Source organism: Paraburkholderia sediminicola (assembly GCF_902859805.1).
Classification (GTDB): domain Bacteria; phylum Pseudomonadota; class Gammaproteobacteria; order Burkholderiales; family Burkholderiaceae; genus Paraburkholderia; species Paraburkholderia sediminicola.
Map to the genome: position 1 here is coordinate 186830 of NZ_CADIKC010000003.1, position 22868 is coordinate 209697.

Consider the following 22868-nt stretch of genomic DNA (forward strand, 5'->3'; position numbering starts at 1 on the left):
CCATATAAATCAATGACATGCTTCGAATTCACGCGATCTGGCGGGCGATCTGGCGGCATTCGTCTAATGGCTCCCGACATGTGGACACTTTTAACAATTCGTCTGCTGTGCTGGACGCCGATGGCCACTCGGTCTATCGTCTGTCCGGCCAGTCACCGATATTCCTCGCATGAATCCCGAAAGCCCTTTTTCCGCGTCGGCTACGCCCGGCGGTGAAGTTGTCGTCCCCGTTTCCGCGCTCAACCGAGCCATTGGCACGATGCTCGAACGCTCGTTTCCGCTCGTCTGGGTGTCCGGGGAAGTGTCGAACTTCACGCGTGCCGCGAGCGGCCATTGGTATTTCTCGATCAAGGACGCGCAGGCGCAGATGCGCTGCGTGATGTTCCGCGGTCGTGCGCAATACGCCGAGTTCACGCCGCGCGAAGGCGATCGCATCGAAGTGCGCGCGCTGGTGACGATGTACGAGCCGCGCGGCGAGTTGCAACTGAATGTGGAAGCGGTGCGCCGCACGGGGCAGGGCCGTCTTTACGAAGCCTTTCTCAGGCTGAAGGCGCAACTTGAAGCCGAGGGCCTCTTTGCCGCCGAACGCAAACGCGCCTTGCCGGCCCATCCGCGGGCGATCGGTATCGTGACGTCGTTACAGGCGGCCGCATTGCGCGACGTCCTGACCACCTTGTCGCGCCGCGCCCCGCATATTCCGGTGATCGTCTATCCGGCGCCGGTGCAGGGCGTAGGCGCCAGCGCCAAAGTAGCCGCGATGGTCGATGCCGCCAGCGCGCGCCGCGAAGTCGATGTGCTGATCGTGTGCCGCGGCGGCGGCTCGATTGAAGATCTGTGGGCGTTCAACGAAGAAGTGCTGGCGCGTGCGATTGCCGAAAGCGCGATACCGGTGGTGAGCGGCGTGGGTCACGAAACCGATTTCACGATCGCCGACTTCGCCGCCGACGTGCGCGCACCCACGCCCACCGGCGCCGCCGAACTCGTCAGCCCGCAACGCGTGCTGTTGCTGCGCGAGCTCGATCATCGGCATGCAACGCTCGCTCGTGGCTTCGGCCGCATGATGGAGCGGCGCGCACAGCAACTCGACTGGCTGGCGCGCCGGCTCGTGTCGCCGGCCGAGCGGCTCGCGCGGCAGCGTACGCATTTGCAGCAATTGAGCGTGCGGCTGGCATCGGCAGGCGCGCGCCCTGTGCGTGACGCCCGAGCGCGGTTTTCTCTGCTGCAGATGCGCTGGCAGCGCTGGCGGCCTGATCTCGCCGCGCATCAGGCAAAGCTCGGCATGCTCTCGCAGCGTCTGGACGCCGCATTGTTACGCCAGCATGAACGTCAGTCCGCGCGTATCGACACGCTGGCTGCGCGGCTCGAAGTACTGAGCCCGCAGCGCACGCTGGAGCGTGGCTATGCTGCCGTGCTCGACGCGCAGAGCGGTCGCGCGGTGCGTGCGCCATCGTCGCTGAAGCCGGGGCGGCGCCTGACGGTGCATCTCGCGGAAGGGGCGGCGGACATTGCCCTCGCCGACGTGCAACCGCGCCTGACCGACGGTTTCTGACACTTCGCCGATGGCGCTCAAAAGCGCATTTTTGACCGTCGCGAGAACCGGGCACGGCCCGTGCGAATGCACTAATTACGCTATGTGTGCGGCATGTTCGCCGATGCCGGACATAAAGTCCGTTGGTTTGCGGGGTTATTCCAACTCGCCTACAATCGAGTGCTCTAAAGCCTTATCCGCAGACTCCCCCACAACAGATACAGACACAAGGAAAGCACCATGGAACATACGCTCCCGCCGCTGCCGTTTGCAAAAAACGCACTCGTTCCGAACATGTCGGAAGAGACGCTCGAGTATCACTACGGCAAGCACCACCAGACCTATGTGACCAATCTGAACAATCTGATCAAGGGCACGGAGTTCGAGAACCTGTCGCTCGAAGAGATCGTCAAGAAGGCATCGGGCGGCATCTTTAACAACGCTGCTCAGGTGTGGAACCACACGTTCTTCTGGAACAGCCTGTCGCCGCAAGGTGGCGGTGCACCGACTGGCGCACTGGCTGACGCGATCAACGCCAAGTGGGGTTCGTTCGAGAAGTTCAAGGAAGAATTCGCCAAGACCGCAGTCGGCACGTTCGGCTCGGGTTGGGCATGGCTGGTGAAGAAGGCTGACGGTTCGCTCGACCTGGTGTCGACGAGCAACGCAGCTACGCCGCTGACCACGGACGCGAAGGCACTGCTGACGATCGACGTGTGGGAACACGCGTACTACATCGACTACCGCAATGCGCGTCCGAAGTTCGTTGAAGCGTACTGGAACATCGTTAACTGGGCATTCGCGTCGAAGAACTTCGCGTAAGTTTGCCGGTTGCAGCGTGACAGGATAGTTCGGATGTCCAACGAAACTGGAGATTCGAACGCATCGCCGCAATGATGTCTGGAAACGGTAGTAAAGCAGAAAGCCCTCCTTCGTGAGGGCTTTCTGCTTTTTGGTTCTCCGGGTTTGGCGTCCGTCGCATTTGCGCGTCAAATCTTTCGCCATTCATATCCATTGTTACTTACGGGTTACTGGATATTTCTTGCTGCCGGCAAGCTTCGTCAGCGTTCCGCATTCACGATGCTGTCTTGCCGAAAGCTCGTGGTCTTGCCATCGAAAGACTTGTCATCGTCGCCTCCGGCATCTGAATGGAGCATGCGTCGCACTGGCTATGCGCCGCGCGCTTGCCATGCACGCTTACAGTTTCGAACCCTGAAAGCTTCCACGATGTGCCGCTCCCCGGCTGGAAGCGGTGTGACTGCATCGCCACATGTTTCTTGTGGTGAGCGCTGGTAAACCTCGGTAAGGACTCGCTCGCTATCGTTCGCTGATGTTCGTTCCCCTTCGCGCAGCCTGTGGTTCGCCTCGCGCGACGGCATCGCAAGGATGTGATGCGGACAGTGGTCCGGGTCGACGTGACATCGGTGAAACAGCAGTCCTCTGGCGGGGCACGATGGAAACCACTCAGATTCTGGATCTCGCGACGGCACACCATCTCGCGGGTGAATTCGGCCATGCCCGCGAGTTGTACGAACGTGCGCTCGCGATCAACCCCGACGACGCGAACGTGATGTTCCGCCTCGGTGTGCTCGACATGCAAGGCGGCGCATACGAGGCTGCACTTGCGTGGCTCGATGCGGCGCTGACGCGCGCGCCGGAAAACGCGCGATATCACTTCGTTCGAGGGCAGGTGTTTGCCGCCGCGCAACGATTTGCCGATGCTATCGACGCTTATCTGCAAGCACTGTCATTCGAAGCCGGTTCCACTGACGTGCTGTTCGCCCTGGCGGCGGCGCTGCAAGCAGTCAGCGAATACGCTGCTGCAATAGAGACCTATACGTCGCTGCTGGCGCTCGAACCCGGGCACGTCGACGCGCTCAACAACCTGGGCAACTGCCACCGGCAACAAGGTGACCTGCCTGCCGCGGACTCTGCATACCGCCGCGCGATCGCTGCGCGACCCGACGACGCCAACGCACTCACGAATCTCGGCACGCTTCTCGAGGCGCACGGCCGTCTGGACGAAGCTGTCGTGCAGCTCGAGGCGGCGGTGCGCGTGGCGCCGGATTCGCCTTGTGGCCTGGTGAATCTCGGCGTCGCGCTTCACAGGCGCGGCGAGTTCGTGCGAGCCGCCGAGTTGCTGACGCACGCGCTCGAGTTGGACCCCGTCTTCCCCGAAGCAGCGTATAACCTGGCCAATGCGCTGCATGCGCTCGGCAGACGGAGCGAAGCGGTCAGCCACTATCAACGGGCGATCGAGCAAGCGCCGGCACACGCCGATGCCTACAACAATCTGGGTATCGTCCTTCAGGAATCGGGATCGCACGAGGACGCCGCAGAGGCGTTTAGCGCTGCGATCCGCCTGCGCCCCGGGTTCGTGGCCGCGCTCAACAACGCGGCGACCCTGATGCGTACGCTCGGCCGCATTGCCGAGGCAGAATCTCATTTGCGCGAGGCGCTCGCCGTCGACCCACATCACTCCGTCACGCACAACAATCTGGGCAACGTGCTGAAAGACCAGGGTCGCCTCGACGACGGCATCGATTGCTATCGCCGGGCGCTCACGTGCGATCCCTACAACGTCGTCGCGCATAGCAATCTGGTCTACGCATTGAGTTTCCAGGCCGAGCATCCCCAGCCGTTACTGGACGAATGCCGTCGATGGTCCGCGCGCCACGAGGCGCCGTATCGCGGCACCCATGAACCGCATCCGAACGATGCGACGCCGTCCCGCCGCTTGCGCATCGGCTATGTGTCGCCGGATTTCCGCGATCATTGCCAGACGCTGTTCACGCTTGCGCTGCTCTCGCATCACGATCACGAACAGTTCGAAGTTTTCTGTTACGCGAGCGTCACCCGGCCAGACGATCTGACGCAGCGCGTAGCCGGCCATGCCGACGTATGGCGCGACGTGCGCGCACTCAACGACGAGCGGCTCGCACAGCTGATCCGCGACGACCGGATCGATATTCTGATCGACCTGACCATGCATATGGCGGATGGCCGTCCGCTGCTGTTCGCGCGCAAACCCGCGCCGGTGCAGATCGCCTGGCTGGCCTATCCGGGGACGACCGGCATCGATGCAATTGACTACCGGCTCACGGACCCGTGGCTCGACCCGGTGGGCAGCGATGCCTGGTATAGCGAAGTTTCCATCCGCCTGCCGCACTCTTTCTGGTGCTATGACGCGTTGACGGATACGCCTGAGGTCAATGCGCTGCCCGCGCTGTCGAGCGGTTATCCCACGTTCGGCTGTCTGAACAATCCATGCAAGCTGAGCGATGCGACCTTCAGATTGTGGGGCGACGTGATGCGCGAAGTCGCGGACGCCAGGCTGCTGCTGATGGCCCCGAATGGCGCGGCCCGTGCGCTTCTGCTCGAGCGGTTGGGACACCATGGGATCGCCCGGGAGCGGGTCTCCTTTACATTGTTCCGGCCGCGCGCGGACTACCTGCGCACGTATCACCAGATCGATATCGGGCTCGATACGTTTCCGTACAACGGCCATACGACGAGCCTCGACTCGTACTGGATGGGAGTGCCGGTCGTCACGCGGGTCGGCGGCACGTCGGTAGGGCGCGCCGGACTGAGCCAGTTGGAGAACCTGGGTCTGCGCGACCTCGCCGCGGACAGCGACGCACAGTTCGTCGAGACGGCCGTTCAACTGGTACGCGATCTGCCGCGCCTGAGCGCGATGCGTGCGAGCCTGCGGGCACGGCTCGCGGCGTCGCCGTTGATGGACGGCGTGCGCTTTGCGCGCCATGTCGAGGCCGCTTACCGCCACGTCTGGGGAACATGGTGCAAGCAGGGGCAACGGACCACGCCGGCCTGGCGCGACAGCGCTACAGCAGGGGGAATGACGATGCCAGGCGAAGCCCTCGGAGGGCGAGCCACGCGCGTTTTTCCGGCAGTTACGAGGTAAAGGGGAGAAATAGTTGTCAGCTTGATGACTGCCGGGCTGGTCGGGAGTGCAAGCTTTGTCACAGATAGTAACTGCGGCAAGGTCAGCGGACGCGTGTTCCGCGCCGATTCAGACCTTGTGCACGTTCGATCAAGGCTGCGTCGACGCCGCCCCGGTCGTATCGGAATCCGTCGACATCTGCCGATGCCGGTGGCCGCGGCCGCCGCTGCTGGGCGACACCGAGCTCGCCGGCGCGGGAGGCGGAGGCGGGTGATTGATGTACTGGAAATTCTGCGCGATCGAGGCGCTGGGAAAGGTCGTTGTCGAAGGCTCGATAGCGCTGCTCGGGAACGTCGTGTTCGACTGCGCGAAAACGGGCGGTATACAGGCGGCAGAAGCCGCCGCCACCACGAAAACAAGCCTGTTCATCGAGTCTTCCTCTGATTCGTTGCCCACTATTGGCGCAAGCCAGTTTAGGCCGCGCGCTGCGAAAACAGATTGCGGCTTCGCTTACAAGCGTTACCCGATATGACGCGGCGGTGCGCCTTCCTGGCTGCGAGGCCATGCCGCGCGAACGCGCGCGAGAATGTAAGCGAAAAACTTTCTGTAACGATCTCGTAACCAAGCGCGATACCGATTGGCATAACGTTTGAATTCCAATGTCTTTGAAGCGCACGAACATGATCTCCAGCACCAAGTCGATAAGCCTCGCCATACCGGCCGCCGTCGTTGCGCTCGCGCTCGGCGGTTGTGCGGTCATGCCGCCGAGCGGCCCAAGCGTGGTCGCGCTGCCGCGCAGCGGCGAGCCGCTCGGGCAGTTCCAGCAGGACGACTATGCATGCCGCGACTACGCGAACCGCTCGACGGATCCGAATGCGGCCGCCCAGGCGGCGACCACCAACAGCGTGAACAGCGCGGCGCTGGGCACGCTTGGCGGCGCGGCGGTCGGCGCGCTGATCGGTGCGGCGGCGGGCAATGCGGGCGCGGGTGCGGCGATCGGCGCGGGCAGCGGCTTGCTGATCGGCGGCGCGAACGGCGCGAATGGCGCGCAGTATTCCGCGGCGGGCCTGCAAGCGCGCTACGACGCCTCCTACGCGCAGTGCATGACCTCGAAGGGCAACACCATCTCGCAGCCGCCGCAACCGGCCTACTATGCGCCGCAGCCGGCTTATTACGCACCTCAGCCGTACTACTATGCTCCGCCGCCGAGGTATGTCGCGCCGCCGGTAATGTACGCGCCTTATCCGTATTACTGAAACTGAGGTCGATCGGAAACCTCGCTTCGCCGAAACACACCGTTTGCGCCAGGGGGCAGGCAAGTTTGTTGCTGTAAAGCTTTTGTCATGTCTGGCGGAAAGACACGAAACGATGGCGGCAACCCGCCCGGCAAAGGGCGTACGTTTGGATGGAGGGTTAGGGACGCCAGTTGCCCGGCGGTTCCGCGCAGCCCGCAAACTCCACTCCATCCCTGCCGGCATCCTCCGTTTCTGACTCCGCCGTTCGACGCAGCCCGACGCACGGAGTGAGCCGGACATCGTGCGAACGAGGCGATCATGCAGCGACCGCAAACCGGCAAGTTCAATCCGACTGTGTGGTCCCGCGTGTGCGAGTGGCTGGCGGTTGCTTTCGTCGCAAGCTGCTTTCTTTCTTGCGGCGGCGGCTCGGGGGGCTCATCGGGTACGGGTTCTTCGGCCGGCAGTGGCACGACCGGCAGCGGCTCGACGACCGGCAGTGGCGGCACCGGCTCAACCAGTTCCGGTGGCACGTCGATGGGAACGACGGCCTTCGCCACTGACGTCCTGACGCATCACAACGATCTCGCCCGCACGGGTCAGATGCTCGCCGAGACCACGCTGACGCTCGCGAACGTCAATTCAACGAGCTTCGGCAAAGTCGCGTTTCTCGCCGCGGACGGCAAGGTCGACGCGCAGCCGCTGTTCGTCACGAGTCTGTCGATTGGCGGGACCGCTCACGACGTGGTTTACGTCGCCACCGAACACGATAGCGTGTACGCGTATGACGCCACCACCTTCGCGCAATTGTGGAAGGTCTCGCTGGTCGGCAGCGGCGAGACATCCAGCGACGACCGTGGTTGCCAGGACATCACGCCGGAAATCGGCATAACGTCGACGCCGGTGATCGATCGCAATCGCGGCGCGAATGGCGTGCTGTATGCCGTGGCGATGACCAAAGACGGCAGCGGTGGCTACCATCACCGGTTGCATGCGCTTGATCTGACCACCGGGGCAGAGGTGCTCGGCGGCCCGACGGAGATTGCTGCGAGCTTCCCCGGTAACGGCGCGGGGAGCGTCAATGGCACCATCACCTTCAATCCTTCACTGCATGCGGTGCGCGCGGCGCTCACGCTGGTCGGCGGCAACGTCTACATGGGCTGGACCGCGCACTGCATGTCGGGCGCTTACACCGGCTGGTTGATGGCCTATAGCGCGGACACTTTGCAGCAGACCAGCGTGTTTGACGTCGCGCCGAACGGCAGCCAGGGATCGATCTGGATGGCCGGCTCAGGCATGGCGTCAGACGGCACCTCGATTTACGTCGTCGACGGCAACGGCACGTTCGGCACCACGCTGAATGCGCAGGGCTTCCCGGTTGACGGCGACTTCGGCAACTCGTTGATGAAGCTGTCGTTAGGAAACCTGCAGGTCACCGATTATTTCGCCATGGATAACGTCGTGGCCGAGGCAAATGCCGACAACGATTTCGGTTCGGGCGGCGTGATGCTGTTGCCGGATCAGACGACCGCGAGCGGCGTCGTCAAACACCTCGCGGTGGCTGCGGGCAAGGACAATCTGATCTACGTGGTCGATCGCGACTCGATGGGCAAATTCAGTCCCACGGCGAACAATAACTGGCAGGTGTTGACCGGCACGCTCGCGGGCGGCATCTGGGGGTCGCCGGCTTATTACAATGGTGTGGTCTATTACGGCGGTTGGAACGATAACCTGAAGGCGCTGCCGATCTCCGGTGCGTTTCTCGCGACCACCGCGTCGTCAAAGAGTCCCACGACGTTTGCCTATCCCGGCGCGACACCGGCCGTGTCGGCCAATGGTTCGAGCAACGGCATCGTCTGGGTGGCGGAAAACGGCACGACGGGTGCCTTGCATGCGTACGACGCAAGCAACCTCGCGAGCGAGCTGTACAACAGTAATCAGGCCGGCGCGCGCGATCAGTGGGGCGCGGGCAACAAGTTCATCACGCCGATGATCGCCCGAGGCAAAGTGTTTGTGGGCACGACGAATGGGGTAGCGGTGTTTGGTTTGTTGTAGGTGTTGCGAACTGGAGAACTGGAAATGGAAAAGCCCCTGCTCATGGCGAGCAGGGGCTTTTTGTTTGCAGCGGAGTTTGAGCGGAGGCACTTACATTGCTATCGGTGCGCCGGAAGAAACCGGCGCACGTCACGCAAAGTGAGACGCTTATTCCGCCTCGCTCGTTGCCGCTGTTTTACGCGGACGGCGACTGCGCGGGGCGGTTTTGCGCGCCGCCTTTTTGGCGGCCACGGGCGCTTTTTCTTCGGTGACAGACGCAGCAGGCGCTTCGGCGGGCGCCGCGATTTCCGGCACCTCGGCGACCTTTCTCGGCGTTGCCTTCTTCGTTTTCTTCGCGGCTGTCTTGCGCGGTGCGCGTTCCTTGCGGCGCTTGGGTTGGGCGCCGCCCGTTTCCTGCGCTTCTTCCTGGGCTACCGCGACCGGTTCAGCTGCAAAGGCCTCCGGTTCTGCCCAAGCGACTTCCGGCTGTTCGAAAACGGATTCTGTGGCCGATGGCGCTTGCGTGTGCCCCGCGTCAGTTTGAGCCTGCGCATGGCGGCCGTGGTCAACCGCCGCACGCTCTTCCTGCGCGGATTCCTGCTGACCGCGGCCGGGCTTGCGATTGCCGCGGCCTCGGCGGCGCGACTCGTGCTTGCCACCCGACTCGGCGACCACAGTCTCGGCAACCTGTGCTTCGACGATCTGTTCTGCCGACTCGTTTGCTTCGGCCGGCTCGTTCACGTTTTCGGCGCCCGCGTTTCCAGCCGCGCCCCGATAAACGTACGCGCCTGACTTCTCATCGCGGCCGAATTCGAGCAGCCCCCGCGCGTGTGCTTCTTCGAGCAGATTGCCGAATGCGCGAAAGCCGTAGTACGTCTCGTTGAAATCCGGCTTGCGGCGCTTGATCGCGTTCTTCAGTACCGATGCCCAGATCTTGCCGCTGTCGCCACGTTCTGACGCGAGCGCGTCGAACGTCTGCACGGCAATTTCGACCGCTTTGGTGCGGCGTTTTTCGAGGTCTTCCTTGCTGCGTGACTTTTCTTCGTCGGGCGTGCGTTTGGCCGTCTGCTGCGCGGTCTGTTGCGGGCGCGACGACTCGCGCTTCGCGACCGTGCGCTGGCTTTCGCGCACGAGGTCGTCGTAGAAGAAGAATTCGTCGCAGTTCGCGATCAGCAGATCGGAGGTGGATTGCTGCACGCCGACGCCGATCACCTGCTTGTTGTTCTCGCGAAGCTTCGACACCAGTGGCGAAAAGTCCGAGTCGCCACTGATGATGACGAAGGTGTTGACGTGCGATTTTGTGTAGCAGAGGTCGAGTGCGTCGACCACGAGCCGGATGTCGGCGGAATTCTTGCCCGATTGGCGCACGTGCGGAATCTCGATCAGCTCGAAATTGGCCTCGTGCATCGCGCCTTTGAAACTCTTGTAGCGGTCCCAGTCGCAATACGCTTTCTTCACGACAATGCTGCCCTTGAGCAGCAGACGTTCGAGCACCAGCTTGATGTCGAACTTGTCGTACTTCGCGTCGCGCACGCCGAGCGCAACGTTTTCGAAGTCGCAGAATAGCGCCATGCTGACGGTTTCGTTGGATGACGCCATGAATATCTCCATTGAAGCGATCGTCGAATTCGACGAATCGCGACCATGATAGCGATTCCAGCGGAGGTGATCAGCTTTTGTGTTTTCGGCGCACCGATAGGGACGGCAAAAGCCGCCCGGATAAAGGACCTCTCTGACGATGCGGCCACGCCGCGCTACATGTCACGGTGACGAGCCGGGTCACCTGGGTCGCCAAGCGCCGCTCGTGTTTCCAGCACCTCGTCGACGAGGCCGTATTCCTTCGCGCTTTGCGCCGACATGAAGTTGTCGCGGTCAGTGTCGCGCACGATCTCCTCGATGCTGCGCCCGGTGCGCTCGGCCATCATCGCGTTGAGACGTTCGCGCTGGTAGAGCACCTCTTTCGCCTGGATCTCGACGTCCGCAGCGGTGCCCTGGCTGCCGCCTGACGGCTGGTGAATCATGATGCGTGCGTTCGGCAGCGCGTAACGTTTGCCGCGCTGACCGGCGGTCAGTAAAAACGTGCCCATGCTGGCGGCAAAGCCGGTGCATAAGGTCGACACCTCGGGCTTGATGAACTGCATCGTGTCATAGATGGCGAGGCCGTCATATACCGAGCCGCCCGGCGAATTAATGTAAAAAGAAATATCCTTGTCGGGATTCTCCGATTCCAGAAACAGCAATTGAGCGACGATCACACTGGCCGACTGTTCATTCACCGGACCGACCAGAAAAACGATGCGCTCGCGCAGCAGACGCGAATAGATGTCGTAGGCGCGCTCGCCGCGGCCGGACTGTTCGATCACGGTGGGCACGAGGCCGAGGCCGGTGATGGACGGATAGCTGGAATGCATGGTTGCCTCGTTTCAGGTGGCGCGTTGCCGGTAGCCGGGAGCGGTGGCCGATTCGAACAACCACGCACCCGTTGCGTTGGTTGTTGCCCGTATGACGAGGGGAAGGGCGGTGGCGTGACAGGAATATTTTTTCGTTGAGCTGTCACATCGGCGGGAGCCCGAGCGTCTAGGTAAAGAGGATGTAGATCAGGAGGTTCAGGCATGACGGAACAAGGAATTGACAAGGCATCCAGCTTCGAGGCCGTGCGTGCCCGCCTGCTCGCGCTGGCGTACCGCATGCTCGGCAGCCGCGCCGAAGCGGAAGACGTGGTGCAGGACGTCTGGCTCAAGTGGCATCTCGCCGATACGCAAGAGGTGCAGACACCGGCCGCCTGGCTCACCACGATCACCACGCGCGCGGCGATCGACCGGCTGCGTCATGTGCAGCGCGAACGTGCGTCACAGGCCGCCGGCTGGCTGCCGGAGCCCTGGCTTGACGAGGTGGCGCCGTCGGCGGAGGAGTTGGCCCTACGCGCGGCGGAGATGTCGTACGGTGTGATGCTTCTGCTCGAGCGTCTGAAGCCGGATGAGCGGGCGGCATTCGTGCTGCACGAAGCGTTCGATTGCGACTACGCGGAGATTGCGAAAATCCTCGACCGTACGCCGGCCAGTTGCCGGCAGATCGTCCATCGGGCGAAGGGGCGTTTGCAGCGTGCTGGCGCGCCGCTTGAACGGCCGGACCCCGCCGCGCATGCACGGATCGTGGAACGCTTGCGCACCGCGCTGGAGGCGCAGGATCGGGCGGGCTTGCTACGCCTCTTTAGCGATGCGCCGGAAGTCGTTAGCGACGCGCCGGTGTGCACGCCGGAACTGGCGCCAGTGGCCTGGATGGAGACGGTGACAGCGCTCGCGCATCAGGCGAGCCATGCAGAGGTGGTGTCGGTCGAAGGCGCAATGTGTATTGCGTTGCTCTTCGAAGGCGAGGTTGTGGGGGTCATCGACGTGTCCACGCAAAGTCTGGCGGATGGGTCGACCAGGATCGTCGCGTTGCGCGCCGTTACCAGTGCGGCGCGTTTGCAGGCGGCCAACCGTTTGCTGGGCCGCGCGGCGATTATGAAGCTGCTCGCGCGGATCCAGCGGAACGCCCTTGCCTCAATTACGATGCGCGGCGACTTCCCAGTTGATGTCAACGCATAGCACCTGGGTGCCGTGCGGCGTATGCGCGGCGATCGAGGCCGTCACGCACAGGTGCGCTTCGTTGATCGAGAGGTAAGGCGGCGTGAGGTGTACCTGACCGGGTACGCGCATGGCCTGAATAAAGTACGGCCGGCGCTCCCAGCTCGCGCCTTCCGAATGCAGCAATGGCCGGAAACGCTTCGCGCGTTGCGAAGCGCGCCCCGCCGGCAGCACGTTGTCGCCGATCTGCCGACCCGAACCGTCGAGCATGAAACAGCGTGCCGTCTCGCCGAGCGTGAGCAGCGTCGCGGTCGCCTGGGTCACCGATTCCCCTGCTACGAGTTGCGCAGCCGCCGTTTCCAGCGCCGTGACATAGGGCGCGAGCCGTGCTGACTGTGCGCGTTCGCGCGCGGCAACCCGTTCGCGTAGCGCCGCGGAGAGCGAGTCCATCAGGCCGGCCGCCGCTTGCGGTTTGACCGGCTCGACGCTCGGACCCGCGAAGTACGCGCCCTGCACGAAGTCGACGTTGCATTCAAGTGCGATCAGCGCGTCGCGTTCGGTGCTCAGGCCGCCCATCAGCACCAGTTGGCCGGATTCGTGCAGCAGCGAGACGAGGCCTGGCAGCACGCGTTCGATATGCGAATGTTCGCTCGCTTGCGCAAGAATGCAGCGGTCGAGCGTGACGATGTCCGGACGCAGATTCCACACGCGGTCGATGTTCGAATGCTTGGCGCCAAAGCCGTCCAGCGCGATCAGAAAACCGGACTTGCGCAGCGCGTCGATGATTTCGGCGAAGCGCGTGGTTTCACCGCCGGCCTGTTCGGATACTTCCAGCACCACCCGTTGCGGCGGCAGGCCCAGCGCCTTAAGGCCGGCGAGCAGTGCGTCGCCGTAACTGGTGTCCATCAGCGCGGCCGGGTGCAGGCTCAGGAAAAGCCATTCGTCATGGCTGTCGAATGCGTTGAAGTTGCCCAGATGCAGTGATTCGGCGAGCCGTCCCAGCTCCAGCAGGTCGCCGCGCCGTGCCGCCTGCGTGAAAACCTCGTGCGACGGCACCTGCAGCGCATGTTCGTCGTGTGCGCGCAGGGAAGCGTGATAACCGATCGCACGCCGGTGCGACACCGAAAAAACCGGCTGGAACACGCTGAAAACCGTGTAGCCGCCGTACAGGACGGTGCGCCGGGAGCCTTCGTCGCCGGCCATCGGGCGCGGCGGCTGGAAGCCGGGAGGATCGAGTTCGATCATGCTCATCATGTCAGTCGTGTGGAGGTGGCGGCGCGCTTCTCATGCTCGGCACGAGTGGGCACGCGCAAAATGTGAGTTTACAGGATAGGCGAGCAAGAACTATGCGCGTGCGGAAACACTCTGCGCACGCCTGCTTACCGCTGTCAGTACGGCGATTGTGCGCTAGCGCGGGCGCGAAGGCGATGATTCGCACTTCGGTGGTGCGGCCCGCGCCCCGTTGCGGGTCGGCGACTGGGCGCGGCGGGTAGTAGCAGGTAGCGACGGGTAGGGGCAACGCCACCGCAACCTGGCGCAAAACTCAGGTCCGCTCCGAAGGATCGGTTTTTTTCGCGGGTGTACGGATGTCCGGCGACAGTTGCGCGAAGATCCACGACGAGCCGGCGGTGATGATGCCGACACACAGGAACGTCGCGTGGAACGCGGGCAGCGAGTTGGCGGCCGTCACGCGCGGCAGGAGGCCGGTGAAGGTCGCGAGCAACGCGCCTGCGACCGTCACGCCGAGACTCATCGACAGCATCTGCACGAGCGAGAACAGGCTGTTGCCGCTGCTTGCGCCGCCGGTGCCGAGATCCTTCAGCGTGAGCGTGTTCATCGCGGTGAACTGCATCGAATTGACCGCGCCGAAGAACGCCAGTTGCACGAGTCGCAGCCACAGCGGCTGGCTGGCTGACGTGAGCGCGAAGCTCGCCATGGTCAGCCCCACCAGCACCGTATTGACGATCAGCACGCGCCGGTAGCTGTATTTGACAATCAGCGTGGTGACGAGGCGCTTGGCCGCCATACCCGCAGCCGCCACCGGCAGCATCATCATGCCGGCTTCGAAGGCGCTATAGCCGAGACTTACCTGCAGGAGCAGCGGAATCAGATACGGCATCGCGCCGCTGCCGATCCGCGCGAACAGATTGCCGAGCAGGCCGACGCTGAAGGTGTGGATCTTGAACAGATCGAGCGGGAAGATCGGCGCGGGCTCGCGTACGGCGTGCAAGCCGTAGGCGACGAAGCAGGCGAGGCTGAGAATCAGCAGCACCAGTACGGTGGCGTGCTGGATGCCGAACTCCGTGCGGCCGTCGAGCGCGAACGAGATCGCCACCATGCCGAAAATCAGCAGCAGATAGCCCTTCAGATCGAACTTGCCGGTGTGCTCGTTGCGGCTATCCGGCATGAAGATGAACGTGGCGATGCAACCCACGATCCCCACTGGCACGTTGATCAGAAAGATCCAGTGCCACGAAGCGATCTTCACGAGCCACCCGCCGAGCGTTGGGCCGATCAGTGGTCCGATCAGCCCTGGAATCGCCACGAACGACAAAGCCGGCAAATAGCGCTCCGCCGGAAAGGTACGCAGCACCGCGAGCCTCCCGACCGGCAGCAGCATCGCGCCACCCACGCCTTGCACGATGCGATAGATCACCAGTTGATTCAGCGTATGCGCGTTGGCGCACAGCAGCGAGCCGACCGCGAACACGAGGATCGCGCTGAAGAACACGCGCCGCGTGCCGAGTTTGTCGGCGAGCCAGCCGGACACCGGGATCATCACCGCCATCGTCAGCGAGTACGCGATCACCACCGATTGCATGCGTAACGGCAACTCGCCGAGGCTCGTCGCCATCGCGGGGAGCGCGGTGTTGACGATCGTGGAGTCGAGCGTCTGCATGAAGAAGCCGGTGGCGACAAGCCACAGCATCACGGTGAGCGAGCGGGCCGAGGGGCCCGGAGTGGCGGCGGGGGCGGCAGGGGCGGCGGCGGGCAGGGTCGGCGGCGTGGACATGGAGGGCGGCTAGGCGCGCAGGGACGGGCTGGGAGTCGCTATTCTAGGGAAAAGCGTGGCCCGGCGCAGCGGATATACGCCCAGCGCGAAGACAGGACGAAGCGGTTAGTCCGAGGGAGGCAACGCCACCGCGGCATGGAAAAATGCCTGAGCACGCGGGTCATTGCCGAACGCGGCGTGAATCCTGGTCCACGGGCTCACTTCCATGTTCGGCCGGAAATAGCTGCCAGGCGCCACGGTCACGCCGAGCGGTGCGCCGCACGCCACCAGCCGTTCGGCGTTCCCGACGTGCGGCACACGCGCCCATACGAACTTGCCGCCGACAGGCTTATCGAACAGCTCCCAGCCGGCGTCTTCGAGTGTCTGGATGGTCGAGCCGAGCGCGTCACGCATGCGGCGGCGCAGCCGTTCGAGATACTTGCGGTACGCGCCGCGTTCCAGCAACGTCGCGGCGACCGCCTCGGCAAAACGCGAACCGCCGATGCTCGTCAGCATCTTGATGTCGACGAGATCCTTGATGATCGCGTGGCTCGCCACCACGCAGCCGATCCGCAACGACGACGAGAGCGTCTTCGACAAACCGCCCACGTAAATCACGTGTTCGAGCTGGTCGAGGGTGGCGAGACGGTCGGTGACGTCGGACTGGAAGTCGGCGTAGATGTCGTCTTCGATGATCGTGAAGCCGTGTTCGCGGGCCAGTTGCAGCAGCCGGAACGCCACCGGCGGCGCGACCGTGGTGCCGGTCGGATTGTGGAATACCGTGTTGATGAACATCAGCTTCGGCCGCTGCACTTGCAATTGCGCCTGCAGCACATCGAGATCGGGACCGTTGCGGGTACGCGGAATCCCGATCAGCTTCACGCCGTGCAGCTTCAGCAGACCGTTGAGGTTGTAGTAGCCGGGGTCCTCCACGAAGATCGTGTCACCGGCTTTGAGCATGTAGCGCATCAGCAGATCGAGCGCCTGGCTCGCGCCATTGGTGATCAGAATCTGCGAGACGTCCGCTTGAATCCCCAGCTGTGCAATGCGGCCTTGCAGATGTTCGCGCAAGGTCAGATTGCCGAGCGGGAGCGCGTAATCGACCATGCTCGCGCTGTCGGTGCGCGATACGTGGCGGATCGCCTGCGCGAGGCTCTCAGTATCGCGCCAAGCATCGGGAATGAAGCCGCTGCCGAGCTTGAGCGTCTCACTTTGGTAATTGAACTGCTGGAGGATGTGGCCTGATTCGTCCTCGGCGCGGCGCGGATCCGAGGTTCCCTCGCAATGCGTGCTTGGCGGCTGGCGGTCGGCGACATAGAAGCCCGAGCCGTGACGCGAGTCGACGTAACCGAGCGACACCAGCCGGTCGTAAGCCTCGATCACGGGAAACCGGCTCACGCTGTAATCGGCGGCGAACTGGCGGATCGAGGGTAGCTTGGAGCCGGGGTGAGCGGTGCGCGAGCGAATCCAGGCGGTGACGCCCGTGACGATCTGTTCGGTGAGCGGTACGCCGTTATCCCGATCGAGTTGAATTTCGAGTTTCATTCGATGCCTTTCCTTCGCCGGGCAGTCAGGGTGCCGGCGCGCCGAGCCGTCGGTGCGGCGTGCGCTGCACGTACCTACGAAGCGCGATTGCCGCCAACTGTCCGTTTTTTCGACTGAACAGTTCCGATAAAAGTGTTCGGAACTGTGCATGGGTATCTGATGATCACACGTCAATAATCAATACAACAGGAAAGTTCTTTGAAGGAGAACAGCGATGCGTGAAGTCCGGATTTTCGAAATGGAACATGACGAGCCTGCGGCGGCCTGGCGTGTCGCGCGTCCGTCGGTCTTCAAGGTGATCTCGGGTGAGATCTGGTTGACCGTTGAAGGCGAAAACGGCGATCACTGGCTGGCAACGGGACAGTCGATCGAGTTGCCGCGCGGTGCGCTGGCGTGGGTCAGCGCAGGGCGGGCCGGTGCGCGTTTCGCGCTGGCTAGCGGGTCGGAACGCGCTGTAACGCGGCCGTTGAGCGGGTCGCCGATGTTGAACTGGCTGCCGCGCTGGTTCGGTGTGGCGTGACGGGGAGCGGGGGCTGCGGCAATTGCTTCAGCCCCTGTAACCGCTGCGCCTGATGCGGGCACGGATGTGCACCGCGCCTGCTTCGCGCCTGCTTCGCGGCTGGTCAAGGCTACACCTCATCCGGCCGCCTCAACCTCCCCGATATAGCGCGCGCGTGGCCGGATCAACCGGCCGTCGCGCGTTTGTTCCATTGCATGGGCGATCCAGCCGACCACCCGGCCAACCGCGAACAGCGTGAATGCGGCGCCGGCTGGCAGGCCGAGTACCCGTTCAATGCCCACGAGCGCAAAGTCGACGGTCGGCTCCGCGCCGGTCGTCTCGCGCACCGTGCGCGCGATCGCCTGCAGTTCGCCTAGCGGCGAACGGGCCGGCGCGCAGTCGGCGAGCATCTCGAGCAGCAAACGCGCGCGCGGATCGCCGTCCGGATAAAGCGGATGACCGAAGCCCGACAACACCGGCCCATGCGCGCCGTGTTCGTGGCGGGCGAGCCGGTTCGCCAGATAGCGGTCGAGATCGGGTGCGCGTGAAGCTTCATCGAGCAGCGCGGCAATCCGTACTGTTTCGCCACCATGCCGCGGGCCGGCCAAGGCGGCCAGACCGCCGGCCACGGCGCCGAACAGATGCGTTCCCGTCGACGTGATGCAGCGAACCGTGAAGGTCGACGCATTCAGTTCATGATCCGCGCAAGCCACCAACGCCGCGCGCAGCAGCCCCGCCTGCTGACGGTTGCGTACGTTCCACGCCGAAGCCAACTGCTTGTGCAGCGGTTCGTTCGACGGCGCCGCCGACACCATCGCGGCGGCCAGCAAGCGCATGACCGCGCAGGCGGTGTCGAGTTGCGCGTCGCGGCCGAGCGCCCATACCCGCGGCATCTGGGCGGCGGCGGCCGGCAACAAGACGAGCGCACGATCGAGCGGGGTGCTGTCGCTCCAGAGCTTGAGCCACGCGGCCCACTGCGCGGCGGCGAACGGGACGGCCGGTGCATCGGCGATACGCCTCGCATTGCATTCCCACAACAACGCCGCGATATCCTCCAGGGATGCCGTGCGCGCCAGTTCCATGGCGTTGTGCCCGCGATACAGCAGGCGGCCGTCGGCCACCAGCGTGATCGACGATTCGAGCACCGGCACGCCCCAGTCCAACACCTTTTGCGCGACCTTGCCGGCGCGCTTGCCGTCTTCCTTGCGCCTGGCGAGCCGCCGTACTTCGCCGGCGTCGTAGAGCCGGTGCTTGCCTTGCACATCCGGCGATGAGCTCAGCATGCCGCGGCTGACATAGGCATACAGCGTAGTCAGGCTGATACCGAGCGTGGCGGCCGCTTCGGCAGCGGTGAGGGAATGAGTGGGCGGCATGGAAACGCGTAGAAACCGAAGAAATCAATATATATTGATTATCATAATCAAGATTGATTGAAGCAAGGCGAAATTCTAGACTCGGTTCACTTTCTTCCTGTCCTAACTCGAACGAGATGAACGACATGAGCACGATGACGCCTGAACTCGCACTCAAACATATCTGGATGACCGCGCAATGCGACCCGACTGCGCTGCGCTCCGTTTCGCTTCCCGGCACAGATCCAGGCTTGCCGTCGGTCTATCGGGTCGGCGCGTTGGCGCAGGCGACGATTGCCGCGAGCGGCCTGGCGGCTGCCGAATACCATCGCTTGCGCACGGGGCGCCGGCAACACGTCACCGTGGAGATGCGGCGCGCGCTGGCTTCGTTTCGCAGCGAGCGTTATCTGCGCATCGACGACGGTCCGCCGCCCGCTTTGCGTGATCCAGTGATGGGTTTCTACGCGACGCGCGACGACCGCTGGATTCAACTGCACACAAACTTTCCGCATCATCTTGAAGGCGTGCTGAAGGTGCTCGGCTGCGCGAACGATCGCGCGGCGGTGGCCGAGGCGATTCGCGGCTGGGATGGCGCGACGCTTGACCAGACGCTCGCCGACGCCGGTTTGTGTGCGGCATTGATTCGCACGCCCGAGGAGTGGGCCGCGCTCGATCAGGCGAAAGCGATTGCGGGGCTGCCGTTGTTCGAGATCGAGCGCATCGGCGACGCGCCGGTCGAGCCACCGCGAGAGGCCGGCGCGGAGCGGCCGCTGACGGGTGTGCGGGTGCTGGATCTGTCGCGCATCATTGCCGGGCCTGTAGCGGGGCGCGCGCTCGCGCAGCACGGCGCCGAAGTGTTGATGGTCAACGGTCCGCACTTGCCGAACATCGCACCGCTGGTGATCGACAACGGGCGCGGCAAGCGCTCGGCTGTGATCGATTTGCGCGATGCAACGGGTCGGGAAACGTTAAATGGCCTCGTTCGCGACGCCGATGTGTTTTTGCAGGCGTATCGGCCAGGGGCGCTCGCGGCGCGCGGGTTCGGTCCCGAGGAACTGGCGCGAGTGCGGCCGGGGATCGTCTATGTCTCGGTTTGCGCGTATGGGCACACAGGCCCTTGGGCCGGGCGGCGCGGCTTCGACAGTCTGGTGCAGTCCGCGAGTGGAATTGCTTTTACCGAGCGCGAGGCGGCGGGATGGGATGAGCCGAAGCATCTGCCGTGTCAGGCGTTGGATCACGCGACGGGCTATCTGGCTGCTTTCGGCGCAATGGCCGCATTGGCGCGGCGAGCCACCGAAGGCGGAAGCTGGCACGTGAGGGTGTCGCTCGCGCAGACCGGACGGTGGTTGCAATCCTTCGGATTGCTTCCCGACGGCTGGAAGGCGCCCGACGTTTCCATCGACGATGTGCGGGATTGTCTGGGAACCGTGCAGTCGGAGTTCGGGCGGGTGCTGGGCGTTCTGCCGGCTGAGCGTCTTGAGGAAACGCCTGCGCGCTTTGACTTGCCGCCGGCCCGGATAGGGGCGCATGAGGCGAAATGGGCGTGAAGGCGTTGCGATTGCCGAAGGACAAACGCCGCGCTTACTTCCTCAATTCCGCCACGAAATCATAGTAATCGTTGCGGCAGTAGGTATCGGTCAGCTCGATCGCCCGCTGATCCGCCGTGTACCCGACGCGCGTGATCAGCAGCAGCGCCTCGTTAGGGGCAATGCTCATCTGCTGCGCGATCTCGTCGTTCGCGTTCACCGCGCGAAAATGCTGCAGCGCGCGGACAATCGTCAGTCCGCGATTTTCCAGGTACGTGTACAACGAATCGCCAATTGCCTGAGGATCGGGAATCACTGCGGCAGGGAAGGTGGAATTCTCCACCGCCATCACGATGCCGTCGGCCAGGCGTAAGCGGCGCAGCCGGGTCACCGCCGCCGCCGGCGACAGGCCCAGTTGAATCACCTCATCGCGGTTAGCCGGCGAAATTTCCCGCGACAACCACTTCGAACTCGGCGTAAAGCCGCGTCGCCGCAGCATTTCGCTGAAACTCGACAGACGCGATAGCGGATCTTCATAGCGCGGCGTGATGAAGCTCCCCGCACCTTGAGTGCGGCGGATCAATCCCTGTTCGACCAGCAGGGCAATCGCTTTGCGCGAGGTGATCCGCGATACGCCGAGCGCTTCGGACAGCACGCGCTCAGAGGGCAGCGCCTCGCCCGCGTTCCAACGGTTTTCGTGAATCGCGCTGCCGAGCTTGCGAGCGAGTTGCAGATACAGCGGCGTGTCGTTTTCCGGGTCCGGGCGCAGGTCGCGCCAGCGGTCTTCCGAGGCAGAGGTCATGGGGCTCACGCAAGAAGGGCAAGCGGCAATTCTAAGACATCGGCGCGCTCCGTTATAGCGGGCTTTTGCCTGGTGCCCGATCCGATGCTCGTGCAACCGCTAAACTCGTCCCTATGATTTCCGTATCATGCGTCGCGGATTCGCCCGCGCCGCCGCATCGAAATGAACGCGTTGCCCTATGTTTAGCCACTTCGAGGAGAAAGCATGACGACCGATATCGCGAGCGTGAGCCTGCCCGACGGCGAGCGTATTCCGAAACTGGGGCAGGGCACCTGGGAGATGGGTGAACAACCGGCGCGCCGTGCCTCGGAACTCGCCGCACTGCGCTGCGGCATCGAACTGGGCATGACGCTGATCGACACGGCGGAAATGTACGGCGACGGCGCCACGGAATTGCTTCTCGGTGAAGCGCTGGCGGGGCTGCGCGATCAGGTCTTTCTCGTGAGCAAGGTGTATCCGCATAACGCCAGCCGGCGCGGCGTGATCGCGGCCTGCGAGCAGAGCCTCAAGCGCCTGAAAACCGATCGGCTCGATCTGTATCTGCTGCACTGGCGCGGCTCGGTGCCGCTCGCGGAAACAGTCGAGGCATTCGAGGCACTACGCAGCGCGGGCAAGATTCGCCACTGGGGCGTCAGCAACTTCGATACCGACGATATGGAAGAGCTCGTCGCCACGCCGGGCGGCGAGGCGTGCGCGACCAATCAGATTCTCTACAACGTGGCGCGCCGTGGACCGGAATTCGACCTGTTGCCGTGGCTCGCCGCGCGCAACATGCCGGCGATGGCATACAGTCCGGTCGATCACGCGCGCCTGCCGAAACGCTCGCCGCTCGACGATATTGCCGACGCACGCGGTGTCTCGGTGTTTCAGGTGGCGCTTGCGTGGGTCCTGCAAAAGCCCGGCGTGTTCGCCATTCCGAAAGCGGGGCGCGTCGAGCATGTGCGCGACAACCATCAGGCGTCGCAACTGCAACTCGACGCGCGCGAACTCGCTGCCATCGACACTTATTTCAAACCGCCGCGTAGCAAGCGGCCACTCGAAATGCTGTGAGCGCAGTTGCAGCCGTTAGTGAATTGCGGCGGCCGTGGAGCCGACGCTTATGGCGCTGCGGCTCGCTGCACCGGCGTCATTAATTGCAACCGTGGTGCATGTGCACGGAACCCAGAACGGCGACTTCAGCGGGCGTGTGCTTGAGCGAATCTTCGTTGACCTGGGCGGCGTCGGCAACGAATTCGTCGACGATCGACGACACCTGCGTATTGCGCAAACACAGCGACACACGCTGCGTTTCGTTGGGTGGCAGCGACGCGCGCTGACCCAGGAACAGCACGCCGTACTGATAGCCGTGGATGATGCCGCGGATCGCGCCGACGCATTGACCTTGCGCAACGTTATCGTTTTTCAGCTTGCAGGTTTGCGCGAGCGAATAGGCGGAGAAGGTGGGATCGACCGGCGGCGCAGCTTGCGACAGGGTTGGCGGCTGCGGCTGGGGTGATGTGGCCGGTGCTTGCGACGGTGCTTGCGCCGCAGTTTGCGCATTGGCGAGCGATGCGAGGCCCAGAGCGGCGACCATCAGCAGGCCGGTGGCCGTGCGCGCTATGGAGTGGGGGACGTTTCGTTGCATGTTGTGGTGCCCTCATATCGAACGTTGAATCTGATATGAGGCAATCGCTTCGGTTTGGTTCCGGTCACGCACGACACGATCGATTGTTCTGGTTTTAAACGTGTGCGAGAACAGGAACTGCTTGTCGGCGTTTCGCGGCGGTGCGCGCCGTTTCGCCGGACCGCCTGCGGGTGCTGCCGACTTCGACCGGCTTCGGGCGGTGACGCTCGACCGGGGGATCGAGACATCACCGCCGCTGCCGGGGGACTGCGAACGGTATACGCATGTCGT

At 63.6% G+C, this 22868-nt stretch carries 18 protein-coding genes; 10 read left to right on the plus strand and 8 right to left on the minus strand.

The window, feature by feature from the left end; translation table 11 throughout:
* The first annotated feature begins 169 nt into the window (after positions 1-169).
* The 6 genes from xseA (at position 170) to R8871_RS13155 (ending at position 8713) form a co-directional block, all read left to right on the plus strand.
* Positions 170-1549, plus strand: coding sequence for an exodeoxyribonuclease VII large subunit (gene xseA / locus R8871_RS13130; protein ID WP_175050874.1), 1380 nt, complete (start codon positions 170-172; stop codon positions 1547-1549).
* A 219-nt stretch (positions 1550-1768) separates the two neighbouring features.
* Positions 1769-2347: a superoxide dismutase gene (locus R8871_RS13135; RefSeq protein WP_054034297.1), complete on the plus strand. Its 579-nt coding sequence runs from the start codon at positions 1769-1771 to the stop codon at positions 2345-2347.
* A gap of 631 nt (positions 2348-2978) precedes the next feature.
* On the plus strand, positions 2979-5447 hold the full coding sequence (locus tag R8871_RS13140) for a tetratricopeptide repeat protein (protein WP_175050875.1): 2469 nt from the start codon (positions 2979-2981) through the stop codon (positions 5445-5447).
* 256 nt (positions 5448-5703) lie between these two features.
* Positions 5704-5958 (plus strand): hypothetical protein, encoded by a 255-nt coding sequence (locus R8871_RS13145; protein WP_175050876.1) that lies wholly within the window; start codon positions 5704-5706, stop codon positions 5956-5958.
* 148 nt (positions 5959-6106) lie between these two features.
* The gene (locus R8871_RS13150; RefSeq protein ID WP_175050877.1) at positions 6107-6682 is read left to right on the plus strand and encodes a glycine zipper family protein; all 576 of its coding nucleotides are present in this window, start codon (positions 6107-6109) and stop codon (positions 6680-6682) included.
* A gap of 297 nt (positions 6683-6979) precedes the next feature.
* Positions 6980-8713 carry a PQQ-binding-like beta-propeller repeat protein gene (locus tag R8871_RS13155; protein WP_175050878.1) on the plus strand — a complete coding sequence of 578 codons (1734 nt, stop codon included), beginning with the start codon at positions 6980-6982 and terminating at the stop codon, positions 8711-8713.
* A 147-nt stretch (positions 8714-8860) separates the two neighbouring features.
* Here R8871_RS13155 and R8871_RS13160 read toward each other — a convergent pair whose 3' ends face one another.
* Together R8871_RS13160 and clpP are read right to left on the minus strand one after the other, a co-directional pair.
* The gene (locus R8871_RS13160) at positions 8861-10291 is read right to left on the minus strand and encodes an NYN domain-containing protein (RefSeq protein WP_175050879.1); all 1431 of its coding nucleotides are present in this window, start codon (positions 10289-10291) and stop codon (positions 8861-8863) included.
* A 155-nt stretch (positions 10292-10446) separates the two neighbouring features.
* The gene (gene clpP / locus R8871_RS13165; protein ID WP_175050880.1) at positions 10447-11103 is read right to left on the minus strand and encodes an ATP-dependent Clp endopeptidase proteolytic subunit ClpP; all 657 of its coding nucleotides are present in this window, start codon (positions 11101-11103) and stop codon (positions 10447-10449) included.
* 201 nt (positions 11104-11304) lie between these two features.
* On the opposite strand from clpP, the gene R8871_RS13170 reads away from it, so the two are divergent.
* Positions 11305-12279 (plus strand): sigma-70 family RNA polymerase sigma factor, encoded by a 975-nt coding sequence (locus R8871_RS13170; protein ID WP_175050881.1) that lies wholly within the window; start codon positions 11305-11307, stop codon positions 12277-12279.
* Here the strand turns inward: R8871_RS13170 and R8871_RS13175 are convergent.
* The 3 genes from R8871_RS13175 to R8871_RS13185 form a co-directional block, all read right to left on the minus strand.
* On the minus strand, positions 12235-13509 hold the full coding sequence (locus R8871_RS13175) for an EAL domain-containing protein (RefSeq protein WP_175051303.1): 1275 nt from the start codon (positions 13507-13509) through the stop codon (positions 12235-12237). The genes R8871_RS13170 and R8871_RS13175 overlap by 45 nt on opposite strands.
* Positions 13510-13801: 292 nt before the next feature.
* Positions 13802-15271, minus strand: a complete 1470-nt coding sequence (gene mdtD, locus R8871_RS13180; RefSeq protein ID WP_175050882.1) for a multidrug transporter subunit MdtD — start codon at positions 15269-15271, stop codon at positions 13802-13804.
* Between the two features lie 105 nt (positions 15272-15376).
* Positions 15377-16795: an aminotransferase-like domain-containing protein gene (locus R8871_RS13185; RefSeq protein WP_175050883.1), complete on the minus strand. Its 1419-nt coding sequence runs from the start codon at positions 16793-16795 to the stop codon at positions 15377-15379.
* Between the two features lie 214 nt (positions 16796-17009).
* Here R8871_RS13185 and R8871_RS13190 point away from each other — a divergent pair, with 214 nt between their 5' ends.
* Complete coding sequence (locus tag R8871_RS13190) at positions 17010-17315, plus strand: DUF2917 domain-containing protein (RefSeq protein WP_054043580.1); 306 nt, start codon at positions 17010-17012, stop codon at positions 17313-17315.
* A gap of 116 nt (positions 17316-17431) precedes the next feature.
* Here R8871_RS13190 and R8871_RS13195 read toward each other — a convergent pair whose 3' ends face one another.
* Positions 17432-18667 (minus strand): citrate/2-methylcitrate synthase, encoded by a 1236-nt coding sequence (locus tag R8871_RS13195; protein WP_175050884.1) that lies wholly within the window; start codon positions 18665-18667, stop codon positions 17432-17434.
* Positions 18668-18801: 134 nt separating this feature from the next.
* Here R8871_RS13195 and R8871_RS13200 point away from each other — a divergent pair, with 134 nt between their 5' ends.
* The gene (locus tag R8871_RS13200; protein WP_175051304.1) at positions 18802-20193 is read left to right on the plus strand and encodes a CoA transferase; all 1392 of its coding nucleotides are present in this window, start codon (positions 18802-18804) and stop codon (positions 20191-20193) included.
* A gap of 34 nt (positions 20194-20227) precedes the next feature.
* Here R8871_RS13200 and R8871_RS13205 read toward each other — a convergent pair whose 3' ends face one another.
* On the minus strand, positions 20228-20974 hold the full coding sequence (locus R8871_RS13205; RefSeq protein WP_093635740.1) for a GntR family transcriptional regulator: 747 nt from the start codon (positions 20972-20974) through the stop codon (positions 20228-20230).
* Between the two features lie 204 nt (positions 20975-21178).
* Between R8871_RS13205 and R8871_RS13210 the strand changes: the two genes are divergently transcribed.
* Positions 21179-22024, plus strand: coding sequence for an aldo/keto reductase (locus R8871_RS13210; RefSeq protein WP_175050885.1), 846 nt, complete (start codon positions 21179-21181; stop codon positions 22022-22024).
* 79 nt (positions 22025-22103) lie between these two features.
* Here the strand turns inward: R8871_RS13210 and R8871_RS13215 are convergent, their stop codons facing one another.
* Complete coding sequence (locus tag R8871_RS13215; RefSeq protein WP_175050886.1) at positions 22104-22598, minus strand: hypothetical protein; 495 nt, start codon at positions 22596-22598, stop codon at positions 22104-22106.
* Between the last annotated feature and the right edge of the window lie 270 nt (positions 22599-22868).